General features: G+C 42.5%; 22 protein-coding genes, 1 tRNA gene, 1 other RNA gene and 1 pseudogene. 8 read left to right on the top strand and 17 right to left on the bottom strand.

Features of this window, described 5'->3' with window-relative positions; translation table 11 throughout:
* Positions 1–4: 4 nt before the first annotated feature.
* The 11 genes and pseudogenes from murD to zwf form a co-directional block, all read right to left on the bottom strand.
* Entirely contained in the window at positions 5–1,330 is a 1,326-nt protein-coding gene (gene murD / locus GT348_RS05285; protein WP_160618821.1) for a UDP-N-acetylmuramoyl-L-alanine--D-glutamate ligase, read from the bottom strand.
* A gap of 5 nt (positions 1,331–1,335) precedes the next feature.
* The gene (gene mraY / locus GT348_RS05280) at positions 1,336–2,427 is read right to left on the bottom strand and encodes a phospho-N-acetylmuramoyl-pentapeptide-transferase (RefSeq protein ID WP_160618820.1); all 1,092 of its coding nucleotides are present in this window, start codon (positions 2,425–2,427) and stop codon (positions 1,336–1,338) included.
* Positions 2,412–3,851, bottom strand: coding sequence for a UDP-N-acetylmuramoyl-tripeptide--D-alanyl-D-alanine ligase (locus tag GT348_RS05275; protein ID WP_160618819.1), 1,440 nt, complete (start codon positions 3,849–3,851; stop codon positions 2,412–2,414). Before GT348_RS05275 ends, mraY begins: the two co-directional genes overlap by 16 nt.
* Positions 3,848–5,337 (bottom strand): annotated as a pseudogene (locus GT348_RS05270) (UDP-N-acetylmuramoyl-L-alanyl-D-glutamate--2,6-diaminopimelate ligase). Before GT348_RS05270 ends, GT348_RS05275 begins: the two are co-directional and overlap by 4 nt.
* A 30-nt stretch (positions 5,338–5,367) precedes the next feature.
* Positions 5,368–7,332 (bottom strand): peptidoglycan D,D-transpeptidase FtsI family protein, encoded by a 1,965-nt coding sequence (locus GT348_RS05265; protein ID WP_160618818.1) that lies wholly within the window; start codon positions 7,330–7,332, stop codon positions 5,368–5,370.
* A 36-nt stretch (positions 7,333–7,368) separates the two neighbouring features.
* Positions 7,369–8,163, bottom strand: coding sequence for a cell division protein FtsL (gene ftsL, locus GT348_RS05260; RefSeq protein WP_160618817.1), 795 nt, complete (start codon positions 8,161–8,163; stop codon positions 7,369–7,371).
* Entirely contained in the window at positions 8,160–9,101 is a 942-nt protein-coding gene (gene rsmH, locus GT348_RS05255) for a 16S rRNA (cytosine(1402)-N(4))-methyltransferase RsmH (RefSeq protein ID WP_160618816.1), read from the bottom strand. The genes ftsL and rsmH overlap by 4 nt, the downstream gene beginning before the upstream one ends.
* Positions 9,094–9,582 (bottom strand): division/cell wall cluster transcriptional repressor MraZ, encoded by a 489-nt coding sequence (gene mraZ, locus GT348_RS05250; RefSeq protein WP_160618815.1) that lies wholly within the window; start codon positions 9,580–9,582, stop codon positions 9,094–9,096. Before mraZ ends, rsmH begins: the two co-directional genes overlap by 8 nt.
* Positions 9,583–9,865: 283 nt before the next feature.
* Positions 9,866–10,263, bottom strand: an RNA gene (rnpB, locus tag GT348_RS05245) — RNase P RNA component class A.
* A gap of 50 nt (positions 10,264–10,313) precedes the next feature.
* Complete coding sequence (locus GT348_RS05240; RefSeq protein WP_236646426.1) at positions 10,314–10,772, bottom strand: hypothetical protein; 459 nt, start codon at positions 10,770–10,772, stop codon at positions 10,314–10,316.
* Between the two features lie 85 nt (positions 10,773–10,857).
* Complete coding sequence (zwf, locus tag GT348_RS05235) at positions 10,858–12,330, bottom strand: glucose-6-phosphate dehydrogenase (protein ID WP_160618814.1); 1,473 nt, start codon at positions 12,328–12,330, stop codon at positions 10,858–10,860.
* Positions 12,331–12,645: 315 nt separating this feature from the next.
* On the opposite strand from zwf, the gene GT348_RS05230 reads away from it, so the two are divergent.
* Positions 12,646–12,900: a DUF2312 domain-containing protein gene (locus GT348_RS05230; RefSeq protein WP_160618813.1), complete on the top strand. Its 255-nt coding sequence runs from the start codon at positions 12,646–12,648 to the stop codon at positions 12,898–12,900.
* Positions 12,901–13,018: 118 nt separating this feature from the next.
* Here the strand turns inward: GT348_RS05230 and GT348_RS05225 are convergent, their stop codons facing one another.
* Positions 13,019–13,918 carry a LysR family transcriptional regulator gene (locus GT348_RS05225; RefSeq protein WP_160618812.1) on the bottom strand — a complete coding sequence of 300 codons (900 nt, stop codon included), beginning with the start codon at positions 13,916–13,918 and terminating at the stop codon, positions 13,019–13,021.
* A gap of 130 nt (positions 13,919–14,048) precedes the next feature.
* Between GT348_RS05225 and budA the strand changes: the two genes are divergently transcribed.
* The 5 genes from budA (at position 14,049) to GT348_RS05200 (ending at position 19,504) form a co-directional block, all read left to right on the top strand.
* Positions 14,049–14,798: an acetolactate decarboxylase gene (budA, locus tag GT348_RS05220; RefSeq protein ID WP_160618811.1), complete on the top strand. Its 750-nt coding sequence runs from the start codon at positions 14,049–14,051 to the stop codon at positions 14,796–14,798.
* Between the two features lie 62 nt (positions 14,799–14,860).
* Positions 14,861–16,555, top strand: a complete 1,695-nt coding sequence (gene alsS, locus GT348_RS05215) for an acetolactate synthase AlsS (protein ID WP_160618810.1) — start codon at positions 14,861–14,863, stop codon at positions 16,553–16,555.
* Between the two features lie 188 nt (positions 16,556–16,743).
* Complete coding sequence (locus GT348_RS05210; protein WP_160618809.1) at positions 16,744–17,487, top strand: (Fe-S)-binding protein; 744 nt, start codon at positions 16,744–16,746, stop codon at positions 17,485–17,487.
* Complete coding sequence (locus GT348_RS05205) at positions 17,484–18,902, top strand: lactate utilization protein B (protein ID WP_160618808.1); 1,419 nt, start codon at positions 17,484–17,486, stop codon at positions 18,900–18,902. The genes GT348_RS05210 and GT348_RS05205 overlap by 4 nt, the downstream gene beginning before the upstream one ends.
* The gene (locus GT348_RS05200; RefSeq protein WP_160618807.1) at positions 18,899–19,504 is read left to right on the top strand and encodes a LutC/YkgG family protein; all 606 of its coding nucleotides are present in this window, start codon (positions 18,899–18,901) and stop codon (positions 19,502–19,504) included. The genes GT348_RS05205 and GT348_RS05200 overlap by 4 nt, the downstream gene beginning before the upstream one ends.
* Positions 19,505–19,640: 136 nt before the next feature.
* Here the strand turns inward: GT348_RS05200 and obgE are convergent, their stop codons facing one another.
* The 3 genes from obgE to rplU form a co-directional block, all read right to left on the bottom strand.
* Positions 19,641–20,642 carry a GTPase ObgE gene (obgE, locus tag GT348_RS05195; protein ID WP_160618806.1) on the bottom strand — a complete coding sequence of 334 codons (1,002 nt, stop codon included), beginning with the start codon at positions 20,640–20,642 and terminating at the stop codon, positions 19,641–19,643.
* Positions 20,643–20,747: 105 nt separating this feature from the next.
* Positions 20,748–21,014, bottom strand: a complete 267-nt coding sequence (rpmA, locus tag GT348_RS05190) for a 50S ribosomal protein L27 (protein ID WP_160618805.1) — start codon at positions 21,012–21,014, stop codon at positions 20,748–20,750.
* Positions 21,015–21,043: 29 nt separating this feature from the next.
* Complete coding sequence (gene rplU / locus GT348_RS05185; RefSeq protein WP_160618804.1) at positions 21,044–21,358, bottom strand: 50S ribosomal protein L21; 315 nt, start codon at positions 21,356–21,358, stop codon at positions 21,044–21,046.
* A gap of 392 nt (positions 21,359–21,750) precedes the next feature.
* Between rplU and GT348_RS05180 the strand changes: the two genes are divergently transcribed.
* Together GT348_RS05180 and GT348_RS05175 are read left to right on the top strand one after the other, a co-directional pair.
* Positions 21,751–21,840 (top strand) — tRNA-Ser (locus tag GT348_RS05180).
* A 155-nt stretch (positions 21,841–21,995) separates the two neighbouring features.
* Positions 21,996–22,658: a LabA-like NYN domain-containing protein gene (locus tag GT348_RS05175; RefSeq protein WP_160618803.1), complete on the top strand. Its 663-nt coding sequence runs from the start codon at positions 21,996–21,998 to the stop codon at positions 22,656–22,658.
* On the opposite strand, the gene GT348_RS05170 is transcribed toward GT348_RS05175, so the two are convergent.
* Both GT348_RS05170 and GT348_RS05165 read right to left on the bottom strand, forming a co-directional pair.
* Positions 22,623–24,884 carry an FUSC family protein gene (locus GT348_RS05170; RefSeq protein ID WP_160618802.1) on the bottom strand — a complete coding sequence of 754 codons (2,262 nt, stop codon included), beginning with the start codon at positions 24,882–24,884 and terminating at the stop codon, positions 22,623–22,625. The two genes, GT348_RS05175 and GT348_RS05170, sit on opposite strands and share 36 nt — an antisense overlap.
* A 27-nt stretch (positions 24,885–24,911) precedes the next feature.
* Complete coding sequence (locus GT348_RS05165) at positions 24,912–26,180, bottom strand: UdgX family uracil-DNA binding protein (RefSeq protein ID WP_236646425.1); 1,269 nt, start codon at positions 26,178–26,180, stop codon at positions 24,912–24,914.
* Positions 26,181–26,253 lie beyond the last annotated feature (73 nt).

The raw sequence follows: 26,253 nt of genomic DNA, 5'->3' as shown, positions 1-26,253 counted from the left end.
GCTCTCACTTTTTAGCAATTAGCGAGAGAGAGCGGGCATAATGAGCAAAGCGTGCCCCTCGTTCTTCAAAGCTTTTATATTGATCAAAGCTTGCACAAGCAGGAGAAAGAAGGACCGTATCAACACCTAGTTCCTGTGCTAATCTGTAAGATTCTGTTACGGCAATTTCCAGAATCTTACATTGCGTAAAAGGCACATTATATTGTGCTAAAGTTTCTGCCAAAAGAGCACTATCTTGTCCTATAAGACAAACATGAGCGACATGAGAGAAAAGAGGGGCTAGGCTTTCAATACCTCCCGCTTTGGCAATGCCTCCGGCAATCCAGATAACCTTATCATAAGCTTTTAAAGCGTGAGAAGTGGCCTCAGCATTTGTGGCCTTACTATCATTTATAAAAGTAATATTGTTAATTGAGGTCACAGTTTTTAAGCGGTGATCTAAGCCAGGAAAGCTGATAATTGCCTTTTGAATAGTCTCTTCATTTACAGAAAGGAAACGTGCAGCTTCATGGCATGCTTGGATATTTTGCGCATTATGAAGCCCTGGTAGATGAGGTGCCAGTTCAAACGGATAAGATTTTGTTACAGAAACTGTTTTAACTGGGACATTTTTCTTTTCAAGCTGGGGCAATATTTTCCTGGTCCAGGGAGCGCTTTCTCCTAAAATGGCAAGATCATCAGGCCCCATATTATCAAAAATATGAGCTTTGGCTTTTATATAGCCTTCCATATCGCCATGTCGTTCAAGGTGGTCTGGCGTAGTATTAAGCCAGATTGCACAATGCGCATGATAATGATCAAGTCTTTCTAACATGTAAGATGACATTTCAAGAAGATAGATGCCATCATCATTTAGGAGGGGTAGAGCAAGGGAGGCTGTGCCCAAATTGCCCCCGGCGGCGACAATGATTCCGGCTTCTTTTAAAATATGCGCAAGTAAAGAAGTGGTTGTCGATTTTCCGTTCGTACCGGTAATGGAGACAAAATGAGCTTGTGAGCCTGCTTTGCGTACAGCCCTCCACAGTAATTCTGCATCAGACCAGATGGGTATTGACTGTGAACGCGCTAAAATAGCTGTAGGATGAGGGCTAGGAAGATAATGCGGGATCCCCGGTGACAATATAAGGGCATCAAATTCCCTTAAATCCGTTATGGGAGCGAGCGTCAGGTTGGGAGCTTCTTCAAAAGACGGTGATCGATCGTCCCAGGCTTGTACTTCTGCACCCATAGTAAGAAGGGTTTTTACAACGGAAATACCATTGCGGCCTAAACCACAGACTGCGTAACGATGGTCTTTAAAGAGATCTTTTGGCCAGGCTAGTTTGGGCATAATTTTCATCGTAATTTCAGTGTTGCCAGGCCGCACAGGCCCAGGATGAATGCTATGATCCAGAAGCGTACGACAATTTTTGGTTCTTGCCAGCCCTTTTTTTCGAAATGATGATGCAGAGGGGCCATTAAAAAAATACGCTTGCCTGTGCGTTTAAACCAAAAGACCTGAATGATAACAGATAAAGTTTCGGCAACAAATATCCCACCAACAAGGCATAAAACGAGCTCATGCTTGACTGCAACAGCTATAGCACCAAGAGCACCACCCAGAGCGAGCGAACCCGTATCTCCCATAAAAACTTCTGCCGGGGGAGCATTATACCATAAAAACCCCAATGCGGCGCCAATGAGAGCAGCGCAAAATACACTTAATTCACCTGTGCCGGGGATGTAATGAAGTTGTAAATAATCAGCAAATACGCGGTTACCGACTAAATATGCAATGAGAGCAAAGACTAATGCCGCTATGATAACGGGGACAGTGGCCAAGCCGTCAAGTCCATCGGTCAGATTTACGGCATTTCCAAAGCCACTAATTGTTATCATTGCAAAGAGAGGAAATGCATAGGACAGAGGTAGAATAAAGCTTTTGGCAAAAGGAAATGCAATCGCGTTACGGATTTCTGGGGGTGTCAGGCTTTCAAGCCAGATACCTGCGATAATAGAGACAAGAAATTCTGCTCCCAAACGCGTTTTCTTCGTTAAGCCTGTAGAGTTTTTCCGTGCTAATTTTTGGTAATCATCAATAAAGCCAACAGCACCAAAGCAGAGTGTTGTTAACAAGACGGCCCATATAAAGCCATTATGTAAATCGGTCCATAATAGAGTGGAGACTGCAAGAGAGCCTAAAAGCAGTAAACCACCCATTGTTGGTGTGCCAGCTTTTTCAAGAATATGCCGTTCAGGTCCAACAGCTCTGATTGGTTGTCCCTCACGCTGGATACGCTTTAAGTGGGCAATAAAAGGCCGCCCGAAAAATAAGGTGATGCATAAAGCTGTGAGGCAAGCGCATCCAGCACGGAACGTAATATAATGAAACAGGTTGAAAAAACCACCATGAGGTGAAGTATGGGCAGCAATTAAATCGAAGAGCATGTATCTCGAACCTCGGTTTGGTTTTTTTCAATAGAGGAAAAATTATTTTCAAGGCCTTCTATAAGGTCTTTCATGCGACTACCCAAGCTTCCTTTAACAAGTAAAACATCAAAGGGTTTGAGTGTTTTTTGCAAAACAGGCAAAAGACTTTTTGCACTTTCAGCGTACCCACCCTGGAGCGAAGGTGGAAGAATTTCGTAAAGTGCTTTCATATGGACCCCACAACAAAAAGTCAGAGCCTGACAGTTTATGAGCGAGGCTGCCAATTTCGTATGTTCTATGTGAGCATAATCCCCAAGTTCTAACATATCACCAAGAGCGACCAGATGACGGCTTGCAGGCTTTAAAGACAAAGACTTTAAGGCTGCCCTAATACTTTCGGGAGAAGCATTATAGCTTTCGTCAATAAGGGTAATAGTTTCGTTTATTAATTTCGTCTGACCTCTTCCGGCTTCAGGGACAAAATTTTTGAGAGCTTTTATAGAGGGAGCAAGATCCAGATTAAAAGAGGCCACAACCCCCAAGGCTTGTGCGGCATTGCGCACGAAATGTTCACCTGGCACTGACAATGTGACCTGTTCTTTTTGGTGTGGGGTACTGAAAAGAAAAGTGCTGCCAGTGTCTGATAGATTTAACTGCGAAATATGCAGCTCTGCTTTGTCACTAAAGCCAGAATGCCAAAGAGTGGTATTTGCAGGTAAAAAGCGTTTTAAGATCTCTTCATAATTCGCATCTTCAGCAACAATTGCTGTAGAATGGTCTGGATTGAGCCTTTCAAATATGTGGGCTTTTTCTAAGGCGATTGCTTCTTGACTACCCATATAGCCAATATGAGCACTCCCAATAACTGTAATAATAGCGCAATCAGGCCTGACTTGTGCAACGAGGGGCGTGATTTCACCAGCGTGATTCATGCCAATTTCACTAATGCAAAAATCAGCCTCGCGAGGAAGGCGAGCTAACGTTAAAGGCACGCCCCAGTGATTATTAAAAGAGGCAACTGACGCATGTACCAGCCCATAAGCGCCTAAAATTTGGCGGAGCATTTCTTTTGTTGTTGTCTTACCGACACTGCCTGTTATGGCAATAGTCCTGCCTTTAAAACGATTACGGGCAAATTGACCAAGATCTTCCAGCGCTTTCATTGTATCTTTCACGAGTAAGATACGTGGGTCATGAATGAGATTTTCTTTTGTCAGAAAATCACGATCATGCGCCATTACAGCGCTTGCCCCCTGCTCAAGAGCCTGTTTGATAAAACGGTGGCCATCTGAATTATGACCTAATAAAGCTATAAAAAGATCGTTTTTCTTTATTTGTCTTGTATCAATAGAAACACCAAAAGCTTCTATCTCTGCTTTGAGAGTCCCTTTTGTTGCGGCTCTAAGGTCTTCACTTGTCCAGAGGGGAGATAATATTTTCATGAATAAATATCTTGCGCTAGGGAACGTGTTATATCCCGGTCATCAAAGGGATTGGTGACATCGCCAATAATTTGGCCTTTTTCATGCCCCTTGCCTGCTACTAAAAGAATATCTCCATCGTCTAGGGCTGTCAGGCCCGCTTTTATTGCATCATAGCGCGAAGCAATTTCGATAGCTTCTGGACAGGCTAGTTTAATTTCAGAACGGATTGTGGCTGCATTTTCGGTGCGTGGATTATCGTCAGTAATAATGACTTTATCAGCGAGCCTTGCTGCAATTTGTCCCATTAAAGGGCGTTTACCTTTATCCCGATCTCCCCAGCACCAAAAACAAGAATAATTTTGCCCTGAGTGTGTGGCCTTAGACTTAAAAGAATATGCTCTAAAGCGTCAGGCGTGTGTGCATAATCAACATAGGCCGTAGCGCCATGGGGAAGAGTTGCTACCAATTCACAACGACCAGGAACGCTTTTTAACCGGGAAAGCAGAGAAATTATTTCTGACGCTTCTTCCTCTTTTTCCCAACATAAAGCTGCGGCCAAAAGAGCATTTTCTGCCTGAAATGATCCTACCAAAGGCAAATGAACTGGCGATAAAACTTTGCCATATAGTGAAAGATTTAAAATTTGCCCGGTTGCACTAGGGATAATATTATTAATCGTTATTGCTCTTCCCTTGCGACCGATATCGCGCAGATCAAACCCACGTGCATGGGCAATATTATAAACTATAGAAACAGTTTCTGGATCCATATCGGCATTAAAGGCAATAATGCCTTTTGGTGATAATAGCTCAGTAAAAAGCCTTAATTTTGCGTCTCTATAAGCACTTAACGTTCCGTGATAATCAAGGTGATCACGCGTTAAATTAGAAAATCCTGCGGCCTTAATAGGAAGACCATCCAGACGATGCTGCGTTAATCCATGAGAAGATGCTTCAACAGCAACGTGATCGATCCCGTGTTTTTTCAAATTAGCCATACCGTAAGCCAGGCTTACAGCATCTGGCGTTGTGAGGGCTGGGAGAGGAGGGAGATTTGTATCTGATATGAGCCCTAAAGTGCCAATGCTTGCAGAGGGATAGCCCATAAATTGCCAAATTTGACGCAAAAAATCGACAGTGCTGCTTTTTCCGTTTGTGCCAGTAATGGCAGCAATATAATGAGGTGGTGTTCCTGCCAATTTCATCGAGACAATTGCCAGGAAATGAGCAGGGTTACAGACTTTAATAATGGGAATTATACGGCCATTTTCGTGCTGCTCAATAATATTGAAGTCATTCTCTGATGAATGCGTAACAACAGCAGCGGCACCGTTAAAAATGGCAAGTGGAATATAAGCTGCCCCATCATGATGTAGGCCCTTAATGGCTACAAAAAGACTTCCTGGCTCAATTTTGCGGCTGTCTGCTGTAATTGAAGTAATGGTGACATCATGTTGGGGAACATTATGTAAGCCATAATGACCAAGCAGAGAGGAAAGAAGCATGATAAAGGGCCTTATATACGAGAAAGTGAATTAACGGCCTTTCGAGCGTGAGCGGTTAAGGCTTCTGGCTTTTATTTCACCCGGGTCATTGCCTGGGCCAAGAGGTCTGACTCCTCTTGGAACGGGCGGATTCATAGGCATGGCAAGACTTTGCTCAATTTCTTCCGCGCGCTCGGGTGAAGGTGGAAATAACCCGAGCATTGGCGCAGTGCGGGTTACAATTTTAGAAAATGTAGGCGCTGCTATCCATCCTGCTGTTGTCCATCCATGCGTCTCGGGAGTGGGTTGTGGTGCATCTAACATGACATAGAGTGCATAACGCGGGTCATTCATTGGGAAAAGCCCTGTAAAAGCAGTAATGTTAACATGCTTTAAATAAGTGCCATGTGCACCGACTTTTTCTGCTGTTCCAGTTTTGCCTCCAACAAAATAGCCTGGGCTTTCAGCATTACGGCCAATACCCTTTTTGACGACAAGCCGTAAAATACGCCTTAATATGTCAGAGTTTTTTTGTGAAATGACTCTTTTACCTTTAGGTATTACGGTGTCGTTATCATCCTGGCTATGGTTTTGAGCAACAAGGGTGGGTGTCACAAGAATGCCTCCATTCCCTGTAGCGGCAGTCCCACGAACAATAGCAAGAGGGGATTCTGCTACACCATGACCAAAACCGACCGTCATAACGGTGGTTAAACTCCAATTTTTTAAGGATGGCACAATAGGGCGTCCCGTCTCGGGAAGTTCTATCGGAACACGGTCGAGAAAACCCATATTACCAAGCCATTCCCTTTGGCGTTTTGCACCAACATCCAAAGCTATATGCGCTGAAGCTGGATTAGATGAAAAAGCCATAATAGCCGGCAGAGAAAGCCAGGGAGCAAAGTGATCTGTTCTAAGATCTTTTATTCTAAAGCGCCCGACACGGATTGGTATGGTAGAAAAGCTGTCCCATATATGAGCAACATCTAATTCCAAAGCCATGGCAGCCGTTTGCAGCTTGAAAGTGGAGCCTGGCTCATACATGCCTGTTACAGCCCGGTTAAAGCGGGCATTTGGAGGGGCGTGAGAAAAATTATTAGCATCAAAATCGGGCAAGCTAACCATGGCAATAATTTCGCCAGTGCGTACATCCATTAATATTGCACTTGCCCCAATTGCTTTAAAATGTTCCTTGGCGTTGTTAAGTTCTTCTCTAATGGCTGATTGTACGCGTGCATCAATTGATAAACGCAAAGGCGTATTATCATTCATGAGACGTTTATCGAAATAGCGTTCAATTCCGGCAATGCCGTGATCATCTATATCGACACTACCCAAGACATGTGCGCCAATATTGCCTAATGGGTAATGGCGTCTTTCGCCATTTTCAAAGTATAAACCAGGAATACCAAGGTTATTAATGGCAAGTTCTTGTGTTGGAGAAATATTACGAGCTAAATAAACAAATTGTTTTTTCTGATGAAGCCTTTTTAAAAGAATATTTTTTTTAAGGTCAGGTAAAACAGATAATAATTTTTCCACCACATCTTCTGGATCTATAATCTCCATAGGATTGGCGTAAACTTGTACAACTGGCAGGGAAAGTGCCAAAGGTTGCCCGTTTCGATCAGTAATTGTGGCACGTTTTACGTTAGGAAGTAAAAAGCCGCTTCCCATAAGGCCCTGTGGGTCTGGCGTGGGAATTTCCGGTAACGTTGTCGCAATCTGATTCGGTAACGGGGCCATGGGTGCCAAAACCGTTGCCACAATAGCTTTAAAACTGACAGCCCCATATAAAATTAGAAATCCAAGCCCAACGTAAACAAGACGCCCCTGGCTACGTTCAAGAGGTGTAACTTTAGGCTTTTCTTTTTTCTGCTTCGGAATGCGTGTTTTTTTATTAAATTTCTTTTTGTCAGATTTATTAGATATTTTAGAAGACGCAGAAATGGGCGCGTCTTTTACAAGCCGGTCAGAAGAGCCAGGGGAGGGCGAAGAAAAATTATTCTCTGACATTGTGTCATTTCAATAAATAAAGCTGTTGCAGCAGAGCTAGTTTGTCAGAGGCACTGGAGGGGGAAGGGGTTCCTGAACCTTTATTGCACTCACTATATGATCTTTCTTTTTAGGAGGATGGTCGTCACGAGACTTAGTCCATGAAACAGTCTCGATGTTAGAGCGCGCTACATCATCGTGAGGCAGGGCATCATTATGTTGCGGCTTTTTTGTAGAAGCTTTTAGACTATGGCTCTCTTGAGCATGTTTTTCTTTTGAGCGTTTTGTCATCATGGCGATCGTCTGTTCCAGCGATGACGTTTTATGACTGGATGTGTGATTTGCCGTTTTCTCAGCAATCAGGCGTTTTTGAGGACGCTTAGTTTTAGGCTCTTCATTACGCACCAATTTTGTGGCTGTGCTTACAGGCGTTGTTTTAGCTATATTATCTTTGACCTGATTAGAATTCGTATCAGTTTTTTTAGTAATATTTGTGTCTGCTGGTGGCGTATGAATATCTGGCTCTTTAGCTTGAGCCACGACATTTAACAAAGGCTTATGACTAACGGGTGGTAGGTAAGAGGCCAGCTTATCTAATTTTACAAACTGTTTGGGTTGTATCATTTGTAAATCAGGTAAAAGCCGTTCGGATAATGCCGCTAATCTATCAGGCTGGTTAAGCAAAGCCCACTCAGTACGTAACATAGCGGTTTGTTCCTGTACTTTGTGTGTATCGCGTACAAGCTGTGTGATCTTTTGCTCTAAAACCAGGGTATCGTGTTTTTTCGCGTAAAGAAATAGCCCAGAAACTGCTGCCATAAGAGCGCAGATGAGTGTTACAGGCCTAATCATACTTGTGCTCCTGCGTTATCATGGCGGTACAGCGCTCTTAAACGAGCACTTCTTGAGCGTGTATTTTGTTTAAGTTCTTCTTCACTGGGGTTAAGAGGTTTTGAATAAAGGAGCGAAAAAGGATTTTCTTTCGCTGCGTCTAGTTCAACAGGTAGATAACGTGATTTGTGTGCTGTTTTACCGCTTAGCTGAGCCATGGCGCGTTTGACGAGGCGGTCTTCTAATGAATGAAACGTTACGACGACAAAAATGCCACCCGGGGCCAGTAATTGGGGAGCGGATATAAGGGCGCGTTCAAGCTCACCAAGTTCGTCATTAACAGCGATGCGCAATGCCTGAAAACTGCGTGTTGCAGGGTCAAAATTGTGACGCTCACGCGGTACGCAGCTCCTTATAATATCAGCCAGGGCAAAAGTGGTTGTAATAGGGGATTGTGCACGGGCTTGAATAATAGCCCGCGCAATATGGCGCGATCTCTTTTCTTCTCCATAATGGTAGAGAATATCGGCTATATTTTCTTCGCTCTCAGTATTAACAATGTCAGCAGCTGAGGGCCCTTTGGCGCTCATGCGCATGTCTAATTTTCCGTCAAAACGGAAAGAAAATCCTCTTTCTGCCTGGTCTAGCTGAAAAGAAGAAACCCCTAAATCCAGTACAATACCGTCAAAAGGAGATTCATTTTTAAAGAGGGTATACATGTCACCAAATGTGCTTTGATGAAGATGCAATCTCTGAGAAAATTCTTCTGCTAATTTATGCCCACGTTCTATGGCATCCGGGTCTCGGTCAATGGCGTGAACGATATTATCTTCTGCGCTTAAAATGGCACGACTATAGCCACCTCCACCAAAGGTTCCGTCTAAATAACGGCCATTTTTCTTTATATGAAGGCTTTTTATAACCTCACTCAGCATGACAGGGTAATGACCGTTATGCATGATCTTTCCCTTTATGCATGGCTGTAGCAGAAATATTGGAACAAGAACTTAAAGTTTTCGCGCGTTTATTGGCTTCAGTTCGTCTTTGTAAGGCAGCCTCGGGTGACCAGATCTGAAAAATTCGTCCTAGCCCCATAAAGGTGACATCTTTTTCAAGTCGGGCATGCTGTTTTAAAATATCGGGGAGGGTAATTCTGCCTTCTTTATCACTATCAAGTGGATAAGCATCTGCATATAAACTTGTAGCAAGATCCTCATGTTCTTCCGAAAAGGGATCATATTCAGCCAATGGTGCTGTAAGTGATAAAAATCTACGGGATGTCCATCCCTCTATACATGGATGTAAATGTGACGGACGCAAAATTAGCAAAGCTTCACCTGGTTGTGTTTGTTCTTTTAAAGCAGCTTTAAATGGCGCGGGGATAGAGACACGTCCCTTGGCATCGAAACGGTTACAATGAGTGCCTAAAAACATGCTCATTGCGACCGATGCTCCCTTTGCCATTCTTTACAAAAATAGAAAATGCTCGATATTTCCCTCTAAGGGGACAAATCTCACTCTTTGGGATAACATGGGAAAATATGGGACGTCAAAATCTTTGTTAGAAATTTAGCGTAAAACTGGGAATATTTAAGAGAGATAAAGAAAGCCCTAAAAAAGACTTTCTTTAAGGTTAATAAAGTATTAAATTTATATATTTGTGAAAAATTTATGAATGAAATATTAGAATTGATATTTGCAAATATATGAATATCGGAGTCTTAGAGTCAGACGGTCTATAAGCCGGGTTCTGTCCAATTTCATGAAAGAAATGGGGCGATCATTCATCTAGGGCAGGTTTTACAACCTGTCTCACGCAACCAACCCGAACAGCGAGGCAGAATCCTCTGACTTATAATTAAGTCAGCTGTTCCTATTCGGTTTTGCTCCCGGTGGGGTTTACCATGACCGCTCTTGTTGCCAAAAGCGCGGTGCGCTTTTACCGCACCGTTTCACCTTTACTTGCACTTTTCAGAAAACTAAAAAGCCGGCAAGCTGTTTTGTTTCTGTGGCACTTTCCCTAAGGTCACCCTCGCCGGCCGTTAGCCGGCACCGTTTTTCTGTGGAGCCCGGACTTTCCTCCAAGGTAAATATTACCTTAGCGATCGCCCGACCGTCTGACGGAGGGGAGACTGCCTTTCTATTTACCTTTGGTCAAGAGTAAGAATGACCTAGCGTGAAATAAGAGGGCGAAAATTACCGGGAGAGCCGGCATCAGTGGCAATATAACGTGCTAAACGATTAACTTTTATTTTAAATAAATCTTCCGCTGAAGCTTCTGTTCCTGGGCAACCATTTCCGTGTCGTCCCAGTACATTGATGATCGGCTCATTATTTGAAGAATCGCCATTAATGACAAAAACTAAACATTTGCGCGGCAAGGTTGAGAGTTTTTGATCTCGAATGACAGTACGTAAATGTTCTACTAAGGCGCTATTATCAAACCAGCTCGTTTTTTTAAAAGTGATTTGGTCATAAATTGTATCTAATACGCCGTTACGGGCCATGAAGAACATGATCAGAAGCAGCGGAACAAGAATGACCAGACGACTAATAATGTGTTTTTTAATAGAGCGTGGTTTTTTACTACTGAAGAGCGTTGAACGCTTTGATTGAGGCTTTTGGGTCAAAAAACAAAGTCCATTAAAAAAGAGGATGCGAATTTACATCCTCTTTTTTGAAAGAATATGAAATGAAAATAAAGAGCCTAGCCTGTTAAAGCTTCATATTTTCGTGCCATTCATCGCCTGTTTTTGCAATAAATGTTTTGGCAGCGATTGGCCCACGAGAGCCGGCAGCATAATGTTCCATAGGAACTTTATCTTCAGCCCAAGCCTGCAAGGTAGGTTCTACCCAGGCCCATGCAGCTTCTACTTCGTCACGACGAATAAAGAGAGTTGGGTCATCACGTACAACGTCAAGCATCAGGCGCTCATATGAATCAGGAATAGGCGAGCCATCTACAGTAGCAAATTTTCCTGAAAGAGGTAGTTGCTGGAAAGAGAAAATTGGTGAAGACGGATCCTTAGCGTTAAGGAATAACTCCAATCCTTCGTTAGGTTGCAGACGAATGACAAGTTTGTTTAGACCGGCACGGTGTTTAAAGACACCGTTAGCACTTGGCTTAAACGTTACCACAACTTCGCTCACTTTGACTGTAGAACGCTTAAGTGTGCGAAGATAAAAAGGCACATCTTTCCAGCGTGGTGTATCTACATAAGCTCTCATTAAAGCATATGTCTCGGTGTTGCTGTCATGACCCAGCTCTTCAAGATAGCCTGGGACAGGTTGGTCACCTATGCCACCCTTAGTATATTGGGCACGCATGGTTTCATTGCGAATAGATTCGCCTTTAATAGGGCGCAAAGCTTTTAAAACAGCCACTTTTGCATTGCGGACGTCGTCTGCTTCAAGAGAGTTTGGCGCTTCCATTGCGCAAAGGCTCAATATTTGCAGCAGATGGTTTTGGATCATGTCGCGTAAGGCGCCTGACGTATCATAATAAGAAGCGCGCCCTTCGACACCGACAGTCTCTGCAGCTGTAATTTGAATACTCTGAATATATTCGTGGGACCACACAGCTCCCATAAAGGGATTAGCAAAACGTATTGCTGTAATATCCTGGACGGTTTCTTTTCCAAGATAGTGGTCAATACGGTAAATTTGGTGCTCGCTAAAATAGCGACTTACACTTTCATTAATCTCGTTAGCTGATGCACTGTCAGTGCCAATTGGCTTTTCCAGAACAACGCGAGACTCTTTTGTGATAAGTTTATGTTCAGAAAGATTTTTACTAATGCTTCCAAATAGATGAGGAGCAGTAGAGTAATAAAAAACACGAACGCGATCATCAGGAGCTTTGTTAAGTTTGCTTCCTAATTCTTTCCAGTTACTATCGCTTTTCGTGCCATCAAGAACAACATAATCAATTTTTTTGAGGAACTCACAAATAATAGCTTCATCTTTATTCACTTCAGGAATAAAGCGGTCTAAAGCCTGGTGGGCGAGTTCGATAAATTCTTCACGTGTATGGTGCGAACGGGCAGTGCCAATAATACGGGCATCTTTTGGAATATGACCAATACGCAGCTGATTATATAAACCAGGGATGAGCTTACGCATTGTAAGATCACCCGTTGCACCAAAAATAATATAATCAAAAGGGGCAGTTTGCTGGGAACCTACCATAATGAGAACGGCCTTTCCTATTGGGGCGCTAGCTGCGGTGCGCCTATATAAAGGGAATTAATCCCAGGTCCCTAAGAACGCCCGTCTCTTATAATCTGTCAAGAGTGCGTTAATTCAAGAATAACTGAATTGACAATAAATTCTTCCATTTAATAATATAAAAAATTCCTATCTTAAAATGGAAATTGCCAAAAAGACTTTGAAAAAAGAGTGTTTTTTGCGTTGCCAAATATAAGGTCATTGACCATAAAAGAATGGCGCGATAAGCCGCAACGTTTGTTCATTCGTCGGTAAATTTAAAAGGGTATAGAGCCAATGGATTCAGAAACTGTAACAACAGGTGGTATTGCTGCTGACCGTTTGCGCTCAATTATTGAACGGGTCGAACGGTTAGAAGAAGAGCGTAAAGCTCTTGGTGGCGATATCAGAGATATTTTTTCAGAAGCAAAGTCTGCCGGGTTTGATGTCAAGGTTATTAAACAAATTATTAAACTTCGTAAGCAGGAACCTGCCGAGGTTGAAGAGCAGGAAACATTATTAGATATATATCGTCGTGCTTTAGGGATGTAGAATTAGAAGCGTAAAATACCAGGCCATGTAAATATTCTCCTGTTTTGACAATTTATTGTACAAATTTTTCACGCTTTTCGTTTTTTAAAAAGACGCATGATGAGAGAAGTCTGAACTTCTAGAGCGTGTAATTTGTGCAAATATCTTTTAGTAATTTACTAAAATGTTGCACTAAGGGCCTGTTCTGTTTTTTTCGCACACCTATCGCTAAATTGGCATAAGGAGCAGGCTCTGCAATTTCATGATAGGTTACGCCACCTGCATGTAATTGTTGTAAAGAACGCGGTACAACCGAAACACCTAATCCTGCAGCAACCAAAGGAATTGTTCCTGCAACCTGGGGAGCCTGTTGGCCGAGGGGCGGTGTAACACCAGCATGCTGGTAGGCAGCCACGATAGAGTCGTAAAGTCCTGGCCCTAATTCTCTTGGAAAAATAATGAGCGGGTCGTTAGCCATATCTTTGAGGTGAATTTTCTCATAATGTGAAAAACGATGTCCATGCGGTAAAGCAATTAATGTTGGTTCATTAAATAAAGGGATAACGTCAATAAGTTCGGCCTGAATGACGGGAGGACGTATGACAGCAATATCAATTTTATAATTGACCAAAGCATTACATAAAGCTGGCGTGTTGCTCTCTTCCAAAGAAAGAATAACATCGGGCGCCATACTGCTAAATTGTCGAATAGCATAGGGGATGGCAGGAAGTAGGGGCACAGATCCGGCCAGGCCAATGCGTAAATGGCCCTTTTTACCTTCTGCTAAACTCTTGGCGTTTTCTATAAATTGTTCTCGTAGTTCTAGGAGAAGCCGTGCTTGTGGCAGCAACATGCGCCCAGCTTCTGTTAAGGCCACACCGCGCGTTTGGCGTATAAAAAGAGAAACCCCCAGATTTTCTTCTAATTTGCGTAATTGTTGGCTCAAAGGAGGTTGCTCCATGCCCAGGCGATTAGCGGCAAGTGTAATGCTGCCAGCATCAGCTACGGCAATGAAATATTTAAAGTGTCTTATATCCATAATTTCACATCGAACGGCTTTTAATGGTGTAAGGTATATATTTTAAGTATGGATATAGTGATAACTATATATTTGTAATAGGGTCAACATCTCTTTATCATAATTGAGTCCGAATAAATTAGGGGGTCTTATGACAGAGCCTGTTAGCCAAAAGAAAAATTTACCTCGTGTGAAAAATCGGCTTTATCAAACATCAACAATGGCTGCTTTATTAGATGCCGTTTATGATGGTGATATGACACTTGATAGCCTTTTGGAGCACGGTGATTTCGGCTTGGGCACCTTTAATGCTCTTGATGGAGAAATGATTGTCGCTGAAGGCGTTGTGAAGCAGTTTCGTGCAGAGGGTGTTGCTTCAAGTGCTTCTGGCGATTTAAAAACGCCCTTTGCTAGCGTTACTTTCTTTGAGCCAGAAATTACTGTCACTCTGGATAAGCCCTGCAATAAAGAAGCGTTTGAAGCCAAAGTGAATGAATTATTGGCTAACCCAAATCTTTTTGGAGCTATACGTTTTACCGGTGAGTTTGAGACTGTTGATACACGCACAGTCTTTTGTCAGTGCAAGCCTTATCCTCATATGTTGGATGTGGTCGCCAAACAACCTACTTTTACGATGAATAATATCTCTGGGACGATGTTAGGTTTCCGAACCCCGTCTTACATGCAGGGAATTAATGTTGCTGGTTATCATCTTCATGTCCTGAGTGATGACGGCAAACATGGTGGGCATGTCACAGACTATATTGTGAAAAAGGGCAAGCTTGAGATAGCCCGTATTTCGGATTTAGAAATCGCCCTTCCTCGCACAAAAGAATTTGCTGAGGCTGATCTTTCGCCAGAAAATTTAAGTGAGTCCATCAGGACAGCTGAAGGCGGCTAAGCCAGTTCTAACTATTCATATTTTTATTATTACCCTTAATATTTTCACAACAGGTTGCCCTTATGACAAAAAAACCAAATCAATCATCTGATCAGACGGCTGCTGATCTTATCGTCCGTAATCTCGAAGCCCATGGCGTTAAACATGTGTTCGGTATTCCAGGAGCCAAGATTGATCGACTGTTCGAAGCTTTAGAAGATTCATCAATACAGACAATTGCAGCTCGTCATGAACAAAATGCGGTTTTCATCGCTGGTGGTTTGGGGCGCATTACAGGCAAAGCCGGTGTTGCTATTGTGACATCAGGGCCAGGTGTTTCCAACCTGACAACAGGTTTGGCAACAGCTACTTCAGAAGGTGACCCGGTTCTGGCAATTGGTGGTGCTGTTGGTCGTGCAGATTTGGTAAAGCTCACTCATCAAAGCATGGATACTGTCAGCATGCTTCGGCCAGTGACAAAATATAGTGCTGAAATTTGTGCTCCAGAGGCAACTTCTGAGATTATCACAAATGCTCTTCGTGCCGCGGAATCAGGCCGTCCTGGTGCTGCTTTTGTTAGTACGCCAATGGATGTGCTTTTACAGACAGCTGATAAAGAAGTTCTGGCAACACGCAAAGCTCCCAAAATGGGGCCAGCTCCAGAAGATGTCATTAGTGAAGCGGCTAATGAAATCAAAAAAGCTAAAAAGCCTGTCATTTTATTAGGCATGCTTGCAAGCACACCAGAAAACGCTCAGGCAGTGCGCGAATTTGTAAAACATACTGGTTGTGCTGTTGTTGGGTCATTCCAGGCGGCAGGTGCCATTTCGCGTGATTTATTGCCTCAATTTGGTGGACGTATTGGTCTATTTCGTAATCAGCATGGCGATCATTTGCTGAATGAAGCTGATTTGGTGATTGCCATTGGCTATAATCCAATTGAATATGATCCTGTATTATGGAATCACAAAGCTGATCGTCCTATCATTAATATCGATGTTGTTCCTGCATTAATCGATAATGCTTATGCACCGCATTGTGAGTTAATTGGTGATATTGCTCTGACCACCAGACAGCTTTTTAAAAAAGTAGGAAAGATCGGTTTAACATCTGACTTACAGCAAATTTTAGAATCTTATAGAGCTGATCAGAGCCGCGATTTTGCAAAGGCCAAAAGCCATCATAAAAACATGCTGCATCCTTTGGAAATCGTGCGTACTCTTGAGCAGTTCGTCGCACAGGATGTTACGCTTTGCTTTGATATGGGATCTTTCCATATTTGGCTTGCTCGCTATCTTCATGCTTTTAGAGCACGTCAAATCCTTATTAGTAACGGTCAGCAGACGATGGGCGTCGGATTGCCATGGGGTATTGCGGCAAGCCTAGTTAATCCTGCACAGAAAGTTATTTCAGTTTCAGGTGATGGGGGCTTTATGATGTCTTCAATGGAGCTTGAAACGGCAGTTCGCTTGAAATCGAACCTTATTCATCTCATTTGGGTTGATCATCATTATGATATGGTCAAAATCCAAGAAGAAAAGAAATATGGACGCGATGCTGCTGTTTCGTTCGGTGACATTGATTTTGCCTTATACGCACAGTCCTGCGGCGCAAAAGGTATTAATGTCACGTCTGTTGATCAGCTGAAAGCCGCTTTAAAAGTAGGCATGGAGACAGAGGGACCTGTTGTAATAGCCATTGCTGTCGATTACACAGATAACAAGCTTCTTATGGAGCCACTTCCTGTACTTGGTGGGTCAACTAAAGCATCAGCGTAACTTTAAATAAAAATTCTCCTATATTAGATGATTGTAATAGTATCATCTAATATAGGAGGTGTAAAATAAATAAAAAATTGAAAACTATAATAAATATTGATTATGTCAATATTTAAGAGGGATTTTGTACCAAATTTATTAGTATTTCTAAGTAATATGGTAAAATTATCCCACTGGAGCAAGATTAAATGAAAGTTGGATTATTTATCCCGTGCTATATGGATGCATTTTTTCCAAATGCAGCTATAGCAACATTGGAACTGTTAGAAAAACTAGGTCAAGATGTTTATTATCCTTTAGATCAAACGTGTTGCGGACAGCCAATGTCAAATTCTGGCTGCAATAAAGATGCACATGATACAGAAGAACTATTTATAAAAAACTTTTCTGATTGTGACGTTATTGTTGGCCCTACGGGGAGTTGTGTGCATCATATTCGTGATAATTTTGACGCGATTGAACAAACTTCAGAAGTGAAACATGTGCGCCAAAATACATATGAACTTGTTGAATTTATCCATGACATTTTGAAAGTGCGCGAGTTTCCCTGGGCAGAATTCCCTCATAAAGTTGGCATCCATAATAGCTGTGCGACTTTAAGATCATTGCGCACGGCAAGTATGTCCGAGTTAGGCGAACCCTTTTTTTCAAAACCCAAAACGCTTTTATCTGCTGTTAAGGGTATAAGCTTTGCTCAACCTCAAAGGCCCGATGAATGTTGTGGTTTTGGCGGTACTTATTCGGTTACGGAAGAGGCTATTTCTGCTCAGATGGGGCTTGATAAAGTCAGGGACCATCATGATGCTGGAGCAGATTATATTGTTTCAGCTGATACGTCATGCATGATGCATCAACAAGGTTGTGCTGAACGAAATAATGTAAATATAAAATTTATTCATATTGCTGAAATATTGAATGGAGCAAGGTCATGAGTGTAAAGCCTGTTGCCCATGCTCATGAAGGTGCTAAATTTTTAGAAGAAAAAGCACATTATCACTTTCATGATGAACGTCTTTGGGACGTAAGACAAAAACGCGATCAAGAAATGCATATTTTGCCAGAATGGCAGGAATTGCGTCAAAAAGCTTCAGAGATAAAAGAACACACACTGGCTAATTTGCCTGAATATCTTGAACAGTTTGAGAAAAATGCCAAAGCCAATGGAATTTATGTTCATTGGGCACGCGATGGAGAAGAACATAATCGTCTGGTGAATGAAATATTACAGTCTCATCATGCCAAATCACTGATTAAAAGCAAATCAATGATTACTGATGAATGTGAAATGCGTGAATATTTGGAACCACAGGGTATTACAGTCACAGAAACTGATTTGGGAGAGCGCATTCAGCAGCTCGATAATCAGCTACCAAGCCATGTTGTTTTACCTGCTGTGCAAAAATTAACTGGTGACGTCGCTGCTCTTTTTGCCAAACACTATAATACAGATCCCAATGATAATGACCCTCACAGTCTAACCGAGGCACAAAGACAGGCCGCGCGTCCAATTATTTTAAATGCTGATGCAGGTATGACGGGTGGTAATTTCCTGGTTGCAGAAACTGGTAGCTTTGTTGTTTGCACAAATGAAGGTAATGCTGATCTTAGCGCAAATGTTACAGGGCTTCATATTGCAACTTTAGGTATTGAGCGTATCGTACCACGTATGTCTGACCTTGGTGTCTTTATTCGCTTATTATCGCGTAGTGCCCTGGGCTCTCCTATCACACAATATACGACCCATTTTCGAAAGCCTAAAAAGAACGGCGAAATGCACATTATTTTAGTTGATAATGGGCGTTCTGACCGGCTGGCAATGGATGATTTCTGGTCATCTCTCAAATGTATTCGCTGTGGTGCATGCATGAATACATGTCCCGTATATCGTCGTTCCGGTGGACAATCTTACGGAGCTGTCTATTCGGGACCTATTGGGGCGATTATTGACCCAACTTTTAATAAAACAAAATATAGCACTCTTCCATTTGCCTCAACACTAAATGGCAGTTGTACAAATGTTTGCCCTGTTAAAATTAATATACATGAGCAAATATTTAAATGGCGCCGCGTTTTAGTAGAAGAACATGAAATTCCTTTTGTAAAAAAAGAAATCATGAAAATGGCTGGAAGATTACTTGCAAGTCCACGTCTTTACCGGGCTGCTATTAAAGGGACGAATGTAGCTTTAAGTACTATGCCACGTTTTATATTATATAATTATCTTAATCCGTGGGGAAAACATAGGGAATTACCTCACCCTGTAAAGCAGACATTCAATAGTTGGTATCGCCAAAACAGGCTAAAATCTGCCCAAAAACAGTCTGAAAAAGGAGGGCAGGTTCAATGACGACAATTCATCAAAATGCCCGTGATGTTATTTTAGCCAAGTTACGGGAGAAAAAAATACCCCAGCCAGAGCAATTTCCTTTACCTGATGTGGTTACTCTTGGTGATCTCGATGCATCGCCAAAACGTTTTGAAGATAATCTTTTGCGCATGGGTGGAAGTTTATGGCCGCGTGAAGAGGGGGAGAGCTTAGAAGAGGCAGTTCGTCGTAAATTTCCAGACGTCAAAATATGCTCAGCAACAGATGAGTTTAAGGCGTCTTTTAAAATTACGGATCTTCGTAGCTTAAAAGAAGCCAATCTTGTTGATGTAATGGTTGTGCGTTCACCTTTTGGTATTGCTGAAATGGGCGCTATTTTCTTAAGTGAAAAGGAGCTTAGCGATCATTTGGCAGATGTGCATTTAGCACAACATCTCATTGTTTTATTGTCCAAAAGTGACTTAACAGCCAATATGCATACAGCTTACCAGGAGCGGGAAGAGTTTAAAAGCGCTGCTTATGGTGTTTTGATGAGCGGCCCTTCTGCGACAGCAGATATTCAAGGTGTTTTGATTAGAGGGGCCCAGGGGGTAAGAAGTCTAACGGTTATTTGGACTGACTAAGCTGGAAAAGCCAATTCAAAAATTCAGGCTTCGTAAATATAGGTAGAGCTGAAATAAGTAATTTTGGTCTAAAATTTTGAGGCCAAAAGAATTAAATTTCCCGCTTCATTACTATGAGGCGGGAAATTTATGATGGTTAGGACTTTTTGCCTTCATTCACCTCATTTTGCAAAAGGCGAAGCAGCTCATCTAATCCATCACGACTAACAGAAGAAAGAAGGTGAACTTCTTGGCCTGATAGTTCAGATAGATTTTTCCGTTTAATTTCGATTTCTTCTTCGGTGAGGGCGTCGCATTTATTAAGAACTAAGATTTCTTTTTTAGCTGCAAGATTAGGGTCATAAGCTTGTAATTCACGGCGTATGAGTTCCCAGTTTGCAGCAGGGTCTTCCTGCGTTCCATCAACGAGATGTAATAAAACGGCGCATCTTTCAACGTGACCTAAAAAACGGTCTCCTAATCCTTGTCCTTCGCTGGCACCTTCAATAAGGCCAGGGATATCTGCAATAACAAACTCTTCAACATTATTGAGACGGACAACACCTAATTGTGGGTGAAGGGTTGTGAAGGGGTAATCTGCAATTTTGGGGCGAGCCCGGGATACGACAGAAAGAAAAGTGGATTTTCCTGCATTAGGGAGGCCAACAAGCCCAACATCGGCAATGAGCTTTAGACGTAGCCAGACCCAGCGTTCTTCTCCTGTATAGCCTTTATCAGCGCGGCGAGGAGCTCTATTTGTGCTGCTTTTGTAATGGCTATTGCCATGCCCTCCGTCACCACCACGACAAAGAAGAATTATTTTACCTTCTTCATCAAGGTCAGCTATTTGCGTTTCTCTATCTTCATCGAGAATCTGTGTGCCTATAGGGACATTAATAATAATATCTTCTGCAGCAGCGCCCGTTCGGTTTGAACCTGCACCATTGCCTCCCTTACGAGCGCGAAAATGCTGAGTATAGCGAAAATCTATGAGGGTATTCAGGCTTGGAACAGCGCGAAAATAGATGTGACCGCCTCTACCGCCATCACCGCCATCGGGGCCGCCAAATTCAATGTATTTTTCACGTCTAAAGGCGATGACGCCATCCCCTCCGTCGCCAGAGCGAATATAAATTTTGGCCTGATCAAGAAATTTCATAGCTAATTTCGCTACTTAAAAGTGTAAAAAAGGGCAAGAGAAAAGGGGGCTACCTCTAAAAAGAAGTCAGCCCCCTTTTAACGCTAATAAAACGCAAAAGTCTATTTATTCAGCAGCTTCTGCCAAAGCTACAGAAACATGTACTTTACCCTGAGCGCGGCGTTGGAATTTAACGCGGCCTTCAGTTAAAGCAAAAAGTGTATGGTCACGACCAATACCGACATTTTCACCCGCATGCACTTTCGTGCCACGTTGGCGAACAATGATATTGCCAGCAATAACGTGTTCGCCACCAAATTTTTTCACGCCTAAACGACGTCCGGCGCTATCACGTCCGTTACGACTAGAACCGCCTGCCTTTTTTTGTGCCATTTTGTGATCTCTCCTTCAACAAAGGCCGCTTAGGCGGCGTTAATTGCCGTGACGCGTAGCACGGTCACGTGTTGACGATGACCATTTTTACGACGACTATTTTGACGACGACGCTTTTTGAAAATGATTACTTTCGCTAAACGATCTTGAGCAATCACTTCGGCTGTAACAGTTGCGCCTGCAACTGTTGGGGCACCAACTTGAAGATTACCCTCTGAACCAACCATAAGAACGTCAGAAAATGTAACTGTGCTGCCAGCTTCAGCGTCGAGTTTTTCGACTTTGAGAACAGCGTCTTTAGCAACGCGATATTGTTTCCCGCCTGTGCGGATGACTGCAAACATGCAAAATTCTTCCTATTACCGAAGTCTGAAAGATCATATTTTAGGAAAATATGAATTCTACTCGCTTTTTTTCATTGGCTTTATTACCCGATAAGCTAGCTTGGTAGTCTCATAAGGCCTTAAAGCAGGGTTTGAATTACTAGTTTAAGGCCTTAACGTCAAGATAAATCTTACGGATTCCTAAATAGGTTACCAGGACGAATTTTTAGATAATTCCTGGGTCATAATTTGACGAATTAGGACAAACAGAAAAAGATAAGGATGTTTGTTAAGTTATTTTAATCATTTTAGTTCACTAAAATGTGCATATAGCTCTTGCATTCACGATGAAAGATCGTCATAAGCCAAATAAGCGACTCAGCTTGCCAGGATAGCGCGAGCTGCATTTCCCCGGAGAGGTGCCAGAGTGGTCGATTGGGACGGTCTCGAAAACCGTTGTGCACTTACGTGTACCGTGGGTTCGAATCCCACCCTCTCCGCCAAATGAAGAGTAAGGCTCCCTACTTATTTTGTGTGACTGTAGTTCATTATTTAACTTTAAATAGCTTAGATTTAAGTGGCCTCGAGCCGATACTGTCTATTTTGCGTAGATTTTATAGGTAGTAATTGATTCGTGTACCATTAAAAGGATAGAATTATGCATCCTGATTTTGATATTTCTGATGAACAAATTGAAAAGCAGCGAGTTTTTTTAAGAAATGAGCTATCGCGTTTATTTAGTAAAGGGCGCGTTACTATTTTAATAGACCATGCTAATCTTGAGTTTGCTTTAAAAAAACTTCGATTTAGATTTGATTACGAGAAGTTTTTGCATGACTTTCAAGAGGTCGGTAATTTAAAAGGCGTATATTGTTTCATATCTTATATTCCTAATGACTATAAACGTGGCGGTTTTATTTCATTTTTAGAATATAATGGTTATCGCGTTATTCGTAAGGAAACTAAAGGACATTTTAATATTGATGCGCCTGATGCTCTGGAAGTTATTGAAGAGCCGGAGGTCTTTACTGATGCAGGTAGTCGCCTAGCAGCAGAACCTTTTAGACGTATAAAAGGTAATGTTGATGTGGAACTTACAATTTATGCTCTCGAATATTGCCGTCACGCTGATCACATTGTTTTAGTATCAGGTGATGGTGACTTCCGTATGCTTATTGAGCAGTTGCAGAAAAATGGTAAAGAAGTCAGTGTTATTTCTACAGCACGTACTTATCCACCTGTCGTAGCTGATGAAGTAAGACGCCAAGCCGATAATTTTCTTGACTTAGACGATCTGAGAATTCTTTTTGAAAAAGAATGAATGGCGGTGGACTGAGGGGCGTGGGCCTTCACCTGTAAAGGGCCTGCTCTCGTCAAGGAAGTTGCTATTTGTTTTGAGTGAATGGGCTATAACGACGAGATAAGTTAGAGCCCTGGTAAGCTCCAGCCGTGTAATGATGTCATGCTCTGATGTATCAAGTTCTCTTAACCGCCTCACAGCAGCCCGGGCTATGCGGGCTGCACGAGCATGATTACGTGTTGAACGCTCAATATAGTGTAATACTAGACTAATAGGGCGCCTTCCACTTTCAGGCAAATATTCACGGTCCATCAGAGCCCGCAAGCGGATAATGTTAAGTCCGAGCGTAAGAGTCGCCAGAGTTCCCTGAATTGTGGCCTCGGTCAGCGGAGAACCGGACGGCTCTGAATGATTAATAAGGCGAGAGAATCGATCGGTACTATGGCTGATCCACGTGCCAATTTGTGGTGCAATATTTGGATTAGCCAAAGAGCGTAATTCTTTTAGCATCGTCTTACGCATCCTAAAGCGTTCATCGTCGCGATCAAATGGTAAAATACTGCGAAAAACACCAACACTGACAACTGCGGCTAAAACTATAGCCAGATTGGTGTTATGATAGGTCACTTCATCCATTACATGGTGGTTATGCAGGCCCAACATAAGGGGCATTAACAGGCAATAAGCTGCCGCCGCGCGACGTGTTGATGGGTTCGCTTTTGCAAGCCCTCCCAAAAACATGGCGGTGCCCAAAATAATGACAAGTGGTTCATAGGTCTTGACCATAGGCATAAAAACAAAACCTAAAAACCAGGCTACAATCCACGCTACGATTGTCCCTTTCAGAAAATTTGTTGTGCCAAGAACGGGGTTTTCCTGCGTGGCATATAAACCACATATGAGCGATGTCAGGCTGATAAAGGTTGTGCCTGATGGCCAGGCTGTCACTTCATAAATAAGAGCGGTAATGATAATGGCCAATGCGCCTCTAATACCGTTATGCCAAGCAATTTTAGTGTCATAAGAGGGATGGCGGTTAAACCGAAAATGGTCACCATAAATTGGATGCATGCTGGCATGGTACTGCGTAATTGCCTGCTCAAAATCTCCTAATAACTCACCTAAAGACACAAAAAGTACACGTTCATCAAGTTCTGGAGTGGTTACTTCAACACCGTCTTCTGACGATAGAAGTTCAGCTTCAGCTAAGGTAAGAACAGACTGTCCCTGGTAAGGATTTTCTACACAAAGCCGCATGGGAGACGCATATTGGCGGCAGGTATCACGCAAATGTTGCAGTTCTTCAAGAAGGAGGGCTAGTTCTGATTCTTTAACAAGCCGTTTGGGAAATTTACTCAGAAAGTTCAGGACTTCCTGCGTCATGACCTCAAAATCAGGATGCTCGTCAGTCAAAAGCTGGAGGCGTGTGGCCATTCCAAAACCACGTGATAAAAGTGCTGAAACCGAAGCAAGGGCTGCACGAGCATGGTCACCTTCGTGACCATATGCTCCCATTTCTATTTCAGAAAATTCAATTTCATCGTTGATTCGTAAAATAGTGCCAAATTGTTTACGGGCAGAGGTTAAAGCAATACGATCCTGGCCAAGCACATATACCAGTGTTTGAGACACAAGAATCAGAGCTGATTCCAGCTTTTGTCTCATTTTAAGGTGAGCGTGCTGCTCTTGGTCAGTTGAAAAAATCGTGGCTATAACAGTTTCACAGACAACGCCAAGAATAATATAACTTGCTCTCGAAACAGCAAACATGAAGAGGTCGTTACCGTCTGGCACAGCAGCCATGCAGATAATGGCACATGTATATCCTGCCAAAACGAAAGCGTAAGACCGAAAATTGCTGCAAAAAGTAGCAAAGCCGCTACAGACGCCAACCCAGCTTGCTATAACAGGATAAAAGAGCCAGGGAGATTGAGGCATCAGTCCCATAAAGACAAACGCTGCCAAGGCTCCTATGAGGGTGCCTATAATACGCCACCGGGCTTTCGATAGGCTTTCTCCACGGTTTAATTGTGCGACAGCCCATACAGTCATGCCTGCCCAGGCAGGGCTATCAAGCTCCATCCAAAGAGCGATACCAATAGCGATGCAAGAAGCGATCGTTGTTCGTAAAGCAAAAATAAAACCTTCTGGAGAAGGGGCATATATCCAAGAAAGAAAAGGCCGCTTTTTCGTGACAGGTTTTAAAGGAACAGAAAACCTTTTTATGGCAGCGTTGATTATGGCCATGTGGTGCTAACCTTGGCTAGTGAAGCGTTAGGGTAATGCTGAAAAAGCAAGTTTGAGGTCAGCAATAAAATGAGCATATTCCCTAGACCGGGATTCTTCGTCAGGTTGACGTAATAAATAAGATGGATGAACTGTCACTAGCCCGATCGAGCCATCAAGCAAAGTTAAAATTTTTGAACGTTCACGAGAAACAGTGATTGGGCGACCCAAAACTGCAGAACCTCCTGTTACACCCAGCATAATTGTTACTTTTGGTCTGATGATATCGCGCTCTCTTTTGAGCCAAGGTGCACAAGCATGAATATGTTTTGCTTCTGGTTTTTGATGAATACGTCTGGAACCGCGAGGGGTGAATCGAAAGTGCTTTACGGCATTTGTGACCCAGGCTTTTTCTCGATCAAAGCCACATTCATTGAGAGCATTATCAAATAATTGCCCAGCCGGTCCAACAAAAGGGCGGCCCTGTAGGTCTTCTTGGTCACCTGGTTGCTCACCGACAAACATAAGCCTGGCTTCCTGATTGCCTTCGCCAAATACTGTGCGTGATGCAGGTGTGCAAAGTTCACATAATTGGCAGTCAGCTGCGTAAGCTTGTAATACTGTCAAATTTGGTGCTTTTTCTATAAATTCTGCATGAGGTCTTATGCGAAAAGGAATAAGAGAACGCCATAAATCATTCTGATCACTTCTTATACCGTGTGTTTGAGCAAACTCGAATAAAGCTTCATCATTATTTAAAATCGACTCAGGGGCATCTGGAGAAAAGAATAATTGTTTTTGGTATGAGCATATAATGCGACCTGGTGTTCTTATTAACCATGCCTCTGGTCTCTGGGCAAAAAGGGCATAGGCCTGGCTGTCCAAAAGAGCAACTGGGCTATTTATTCTGATAACAGAATGATGTGTAAAACGCGTATGAGGGAGTTTTTGCCTAATTTGTAAAGCTTCTTTTTTGGCCCTGTGACTAATATCTATGAGCCTTAGCAAAAGAGGATCTTTTTTTTCATCAAGAGGTTCTTTATCCCTGATTTTTTCTAATAACTCATAGAGAAGGGAGAAACGCTCATCATTTCCCGAATAAAATACCGCAATGATTAAAGAGACAATTTTCCTAGGAATATTTAGTAAAAATTCTGTTTCAGGCAGGTCTCTCGTAAAGTTGTTCTTATAAATAATATCGGTACTTTTAATAACCCACTTAATTTCATTTTTGGAAATATGTTGCGCTAGTAACGATTTTGTCCAAGCGTGCCATCCTAGAAAATCACTTTCTGTAACGAGCATTATGGTCGGCATAAATAATGTCCTAGTAATTTAAAGATTTTAAATTCTACAAAATAAACTTTTCTTTGTCGGCTATTTATTCTAC

The organism is Aristophania vespae, from assembly GCF_009906835.1.
Taxonomy (GTDB): Bacteria; Pseudomonadota; Alphaproteobacteria; order Acetobacterales; family Acetobacteraceae; genus Aristophania; species Aristophania vespae.
This window is presented reverse-complemented; position numbering and strand designations above follow the sequence as displayed.

What these genes read in the sequence shown, in the direction of transcription:
- ftsL (WP_160618817.1), bottom strand. Translation starts at nt 8,163, where the DNA reads ATGATTAGGCCTGTAACACTCATCTGCGCTCTTATGGCAGCAGTTTCT.
- rplU (WP_160618804.1), bottom strand. Translation starts at nt 21,358, where the DNA reads ATGTTTGCAGTCATCCGCACAGGCGGGAAACAATATCGCGTTGCTAAA.
- mraZ (WP_160618815.1), bottom strand. Translation starts at nt 9,582, where the DNA reads ATGAGCATGTTTTTAGGCACTCATTGTAACCGTTTCGATGCCAAGGGA.
- zwf (WP_160618814.1), bottom strand. Translation starts at nt 12,330, where the DNA reads ATGGTAGGTTCCCAGCAAACTGCCCCTTTTGATTATATTATTTTTGGT.
- GT348_RS05200 (WP_160618807.1), top strand. Translation starts at nt 18,899, where the DNA reads ATGACGACAATTCATCAAAATGCCCGTGATGTTATTTTAGCCAAGTTA.
- GT348_RS05205 (WP_160618808.1), top strand. Translation starts at nt 17,484, where the DNA reads ATGAGTGTAAAGCCTGTTGCCCATGCTCATGAAGGTGCTAAATTTTTA.
- GT348_RS05275 (WP_160618819.1), bottom strand. Translation starts at nt 3,851, where the DNA reads ATGAAAATATTATCTCCCCTCTGGACAAGTGAAGACCTTAGAGCCGCA.
- GT348_RS05225 (WP_160618812.1), bottom strand. Translation starts at nt 13,918, where the DNA reads ATGGATATAAGACACTTTAAATATTTCATTGCCGTAGCTGATGCTGGC.
- GT348_RS05175 (WP_160618803.1), top strand. Translation starts at nt 21,996, where the DNA reads ATGCATCCTGATTTTGATATTTCTGATGAACAAATTGAAAAGCAGCGA.
- budA (WP_160618811.1), top strand. Translation starts at nt 14,049, where the DNA reads ATGACAGAGCCTGTTAGCCAAAAGAAAAATTTACCTCGTGTGAAAAAT.
- mraY (WP_160618820.1), bottom strand. Translation starts at nt 2,427, where the DNA reads ATGCTCTTCGATTTAATTGCTGCCCATACTTCACCTCATGGTGGTTTT.
- GT348_RS05265 (WP_160618818.1), bottom strand. Translation starts at nt 7,332, where the DNA reads ATGTCAGAGAATAATTTTTCTTCGCCCTCCCCTGGCTCTTCTGACCGG.
- rpmA (WP_160618805.1), bottom strand. Translation starts at nt 21,014, where the DNA reads ATGGCACAAAAAAAGGCAGGCGGTTCTAGTCGTAACGGACGTGATAGC.
- obgE (WP_160618806.1), bottom strand. Translation starts at nt 20,642, where the DNA reads ATGAAATTTCTTGATCAGGCCAAAATTTATATTCGCTCTGGCGACGGA.
- GT348_RS05230 (WP_160618813.1), top strand. Translation starts at nt 12,646, where the DNA reads ATGGATTCAGAAACTGTAACAACAGGTGGTATTGCTGCTGACCGTTTG.
- GT348_RS05210 (WP_160618809.1), top strand. Translation starts at nt 16,744, where the DNA reads ATGAAAGTTGGATTATTTATCCCGTGCTATATGGATGCATTTTTTCCA.
- GT348_RS05165 (WP_236646425.1), bottom strand. Translation starts at nt 26,180, where the DNA reads ATGCCGACCATAATGCTCGTTACAGAAAGTGATTTTCTAGGATGGCAC.
- rsmH (WP_160618816.1), bottom strand. Translation starts at nt 9,101, where the DNA reads ATGCATAACGGTCATTACCCTGTCATGCTGAGTGAGGTTATAAAAAGC.
- murD (WP_160618821.1), bottom strand. Translation starts at nt 1,330, where the DNA reads ATGCCCAAACTAGCCTGGCCAAAAGATCTCTTTAAAGACCATCGTTAC.
- alsS (WP_160618810.1), top strand. Translation starts at nt 14,861, where the DNA reads ATGACAAAAAAACCAAATCAATCATCTGATCAGACGGCTGCTGATCTT.
- GT348_RS05170 (WP_160618802.1), bottom strand. Translation starts at nt 24,884, where the DNA reads ATGGCCATAATCAACGCTGCCATAAAAAGGTTTTCTGTTCCTTTAAAA.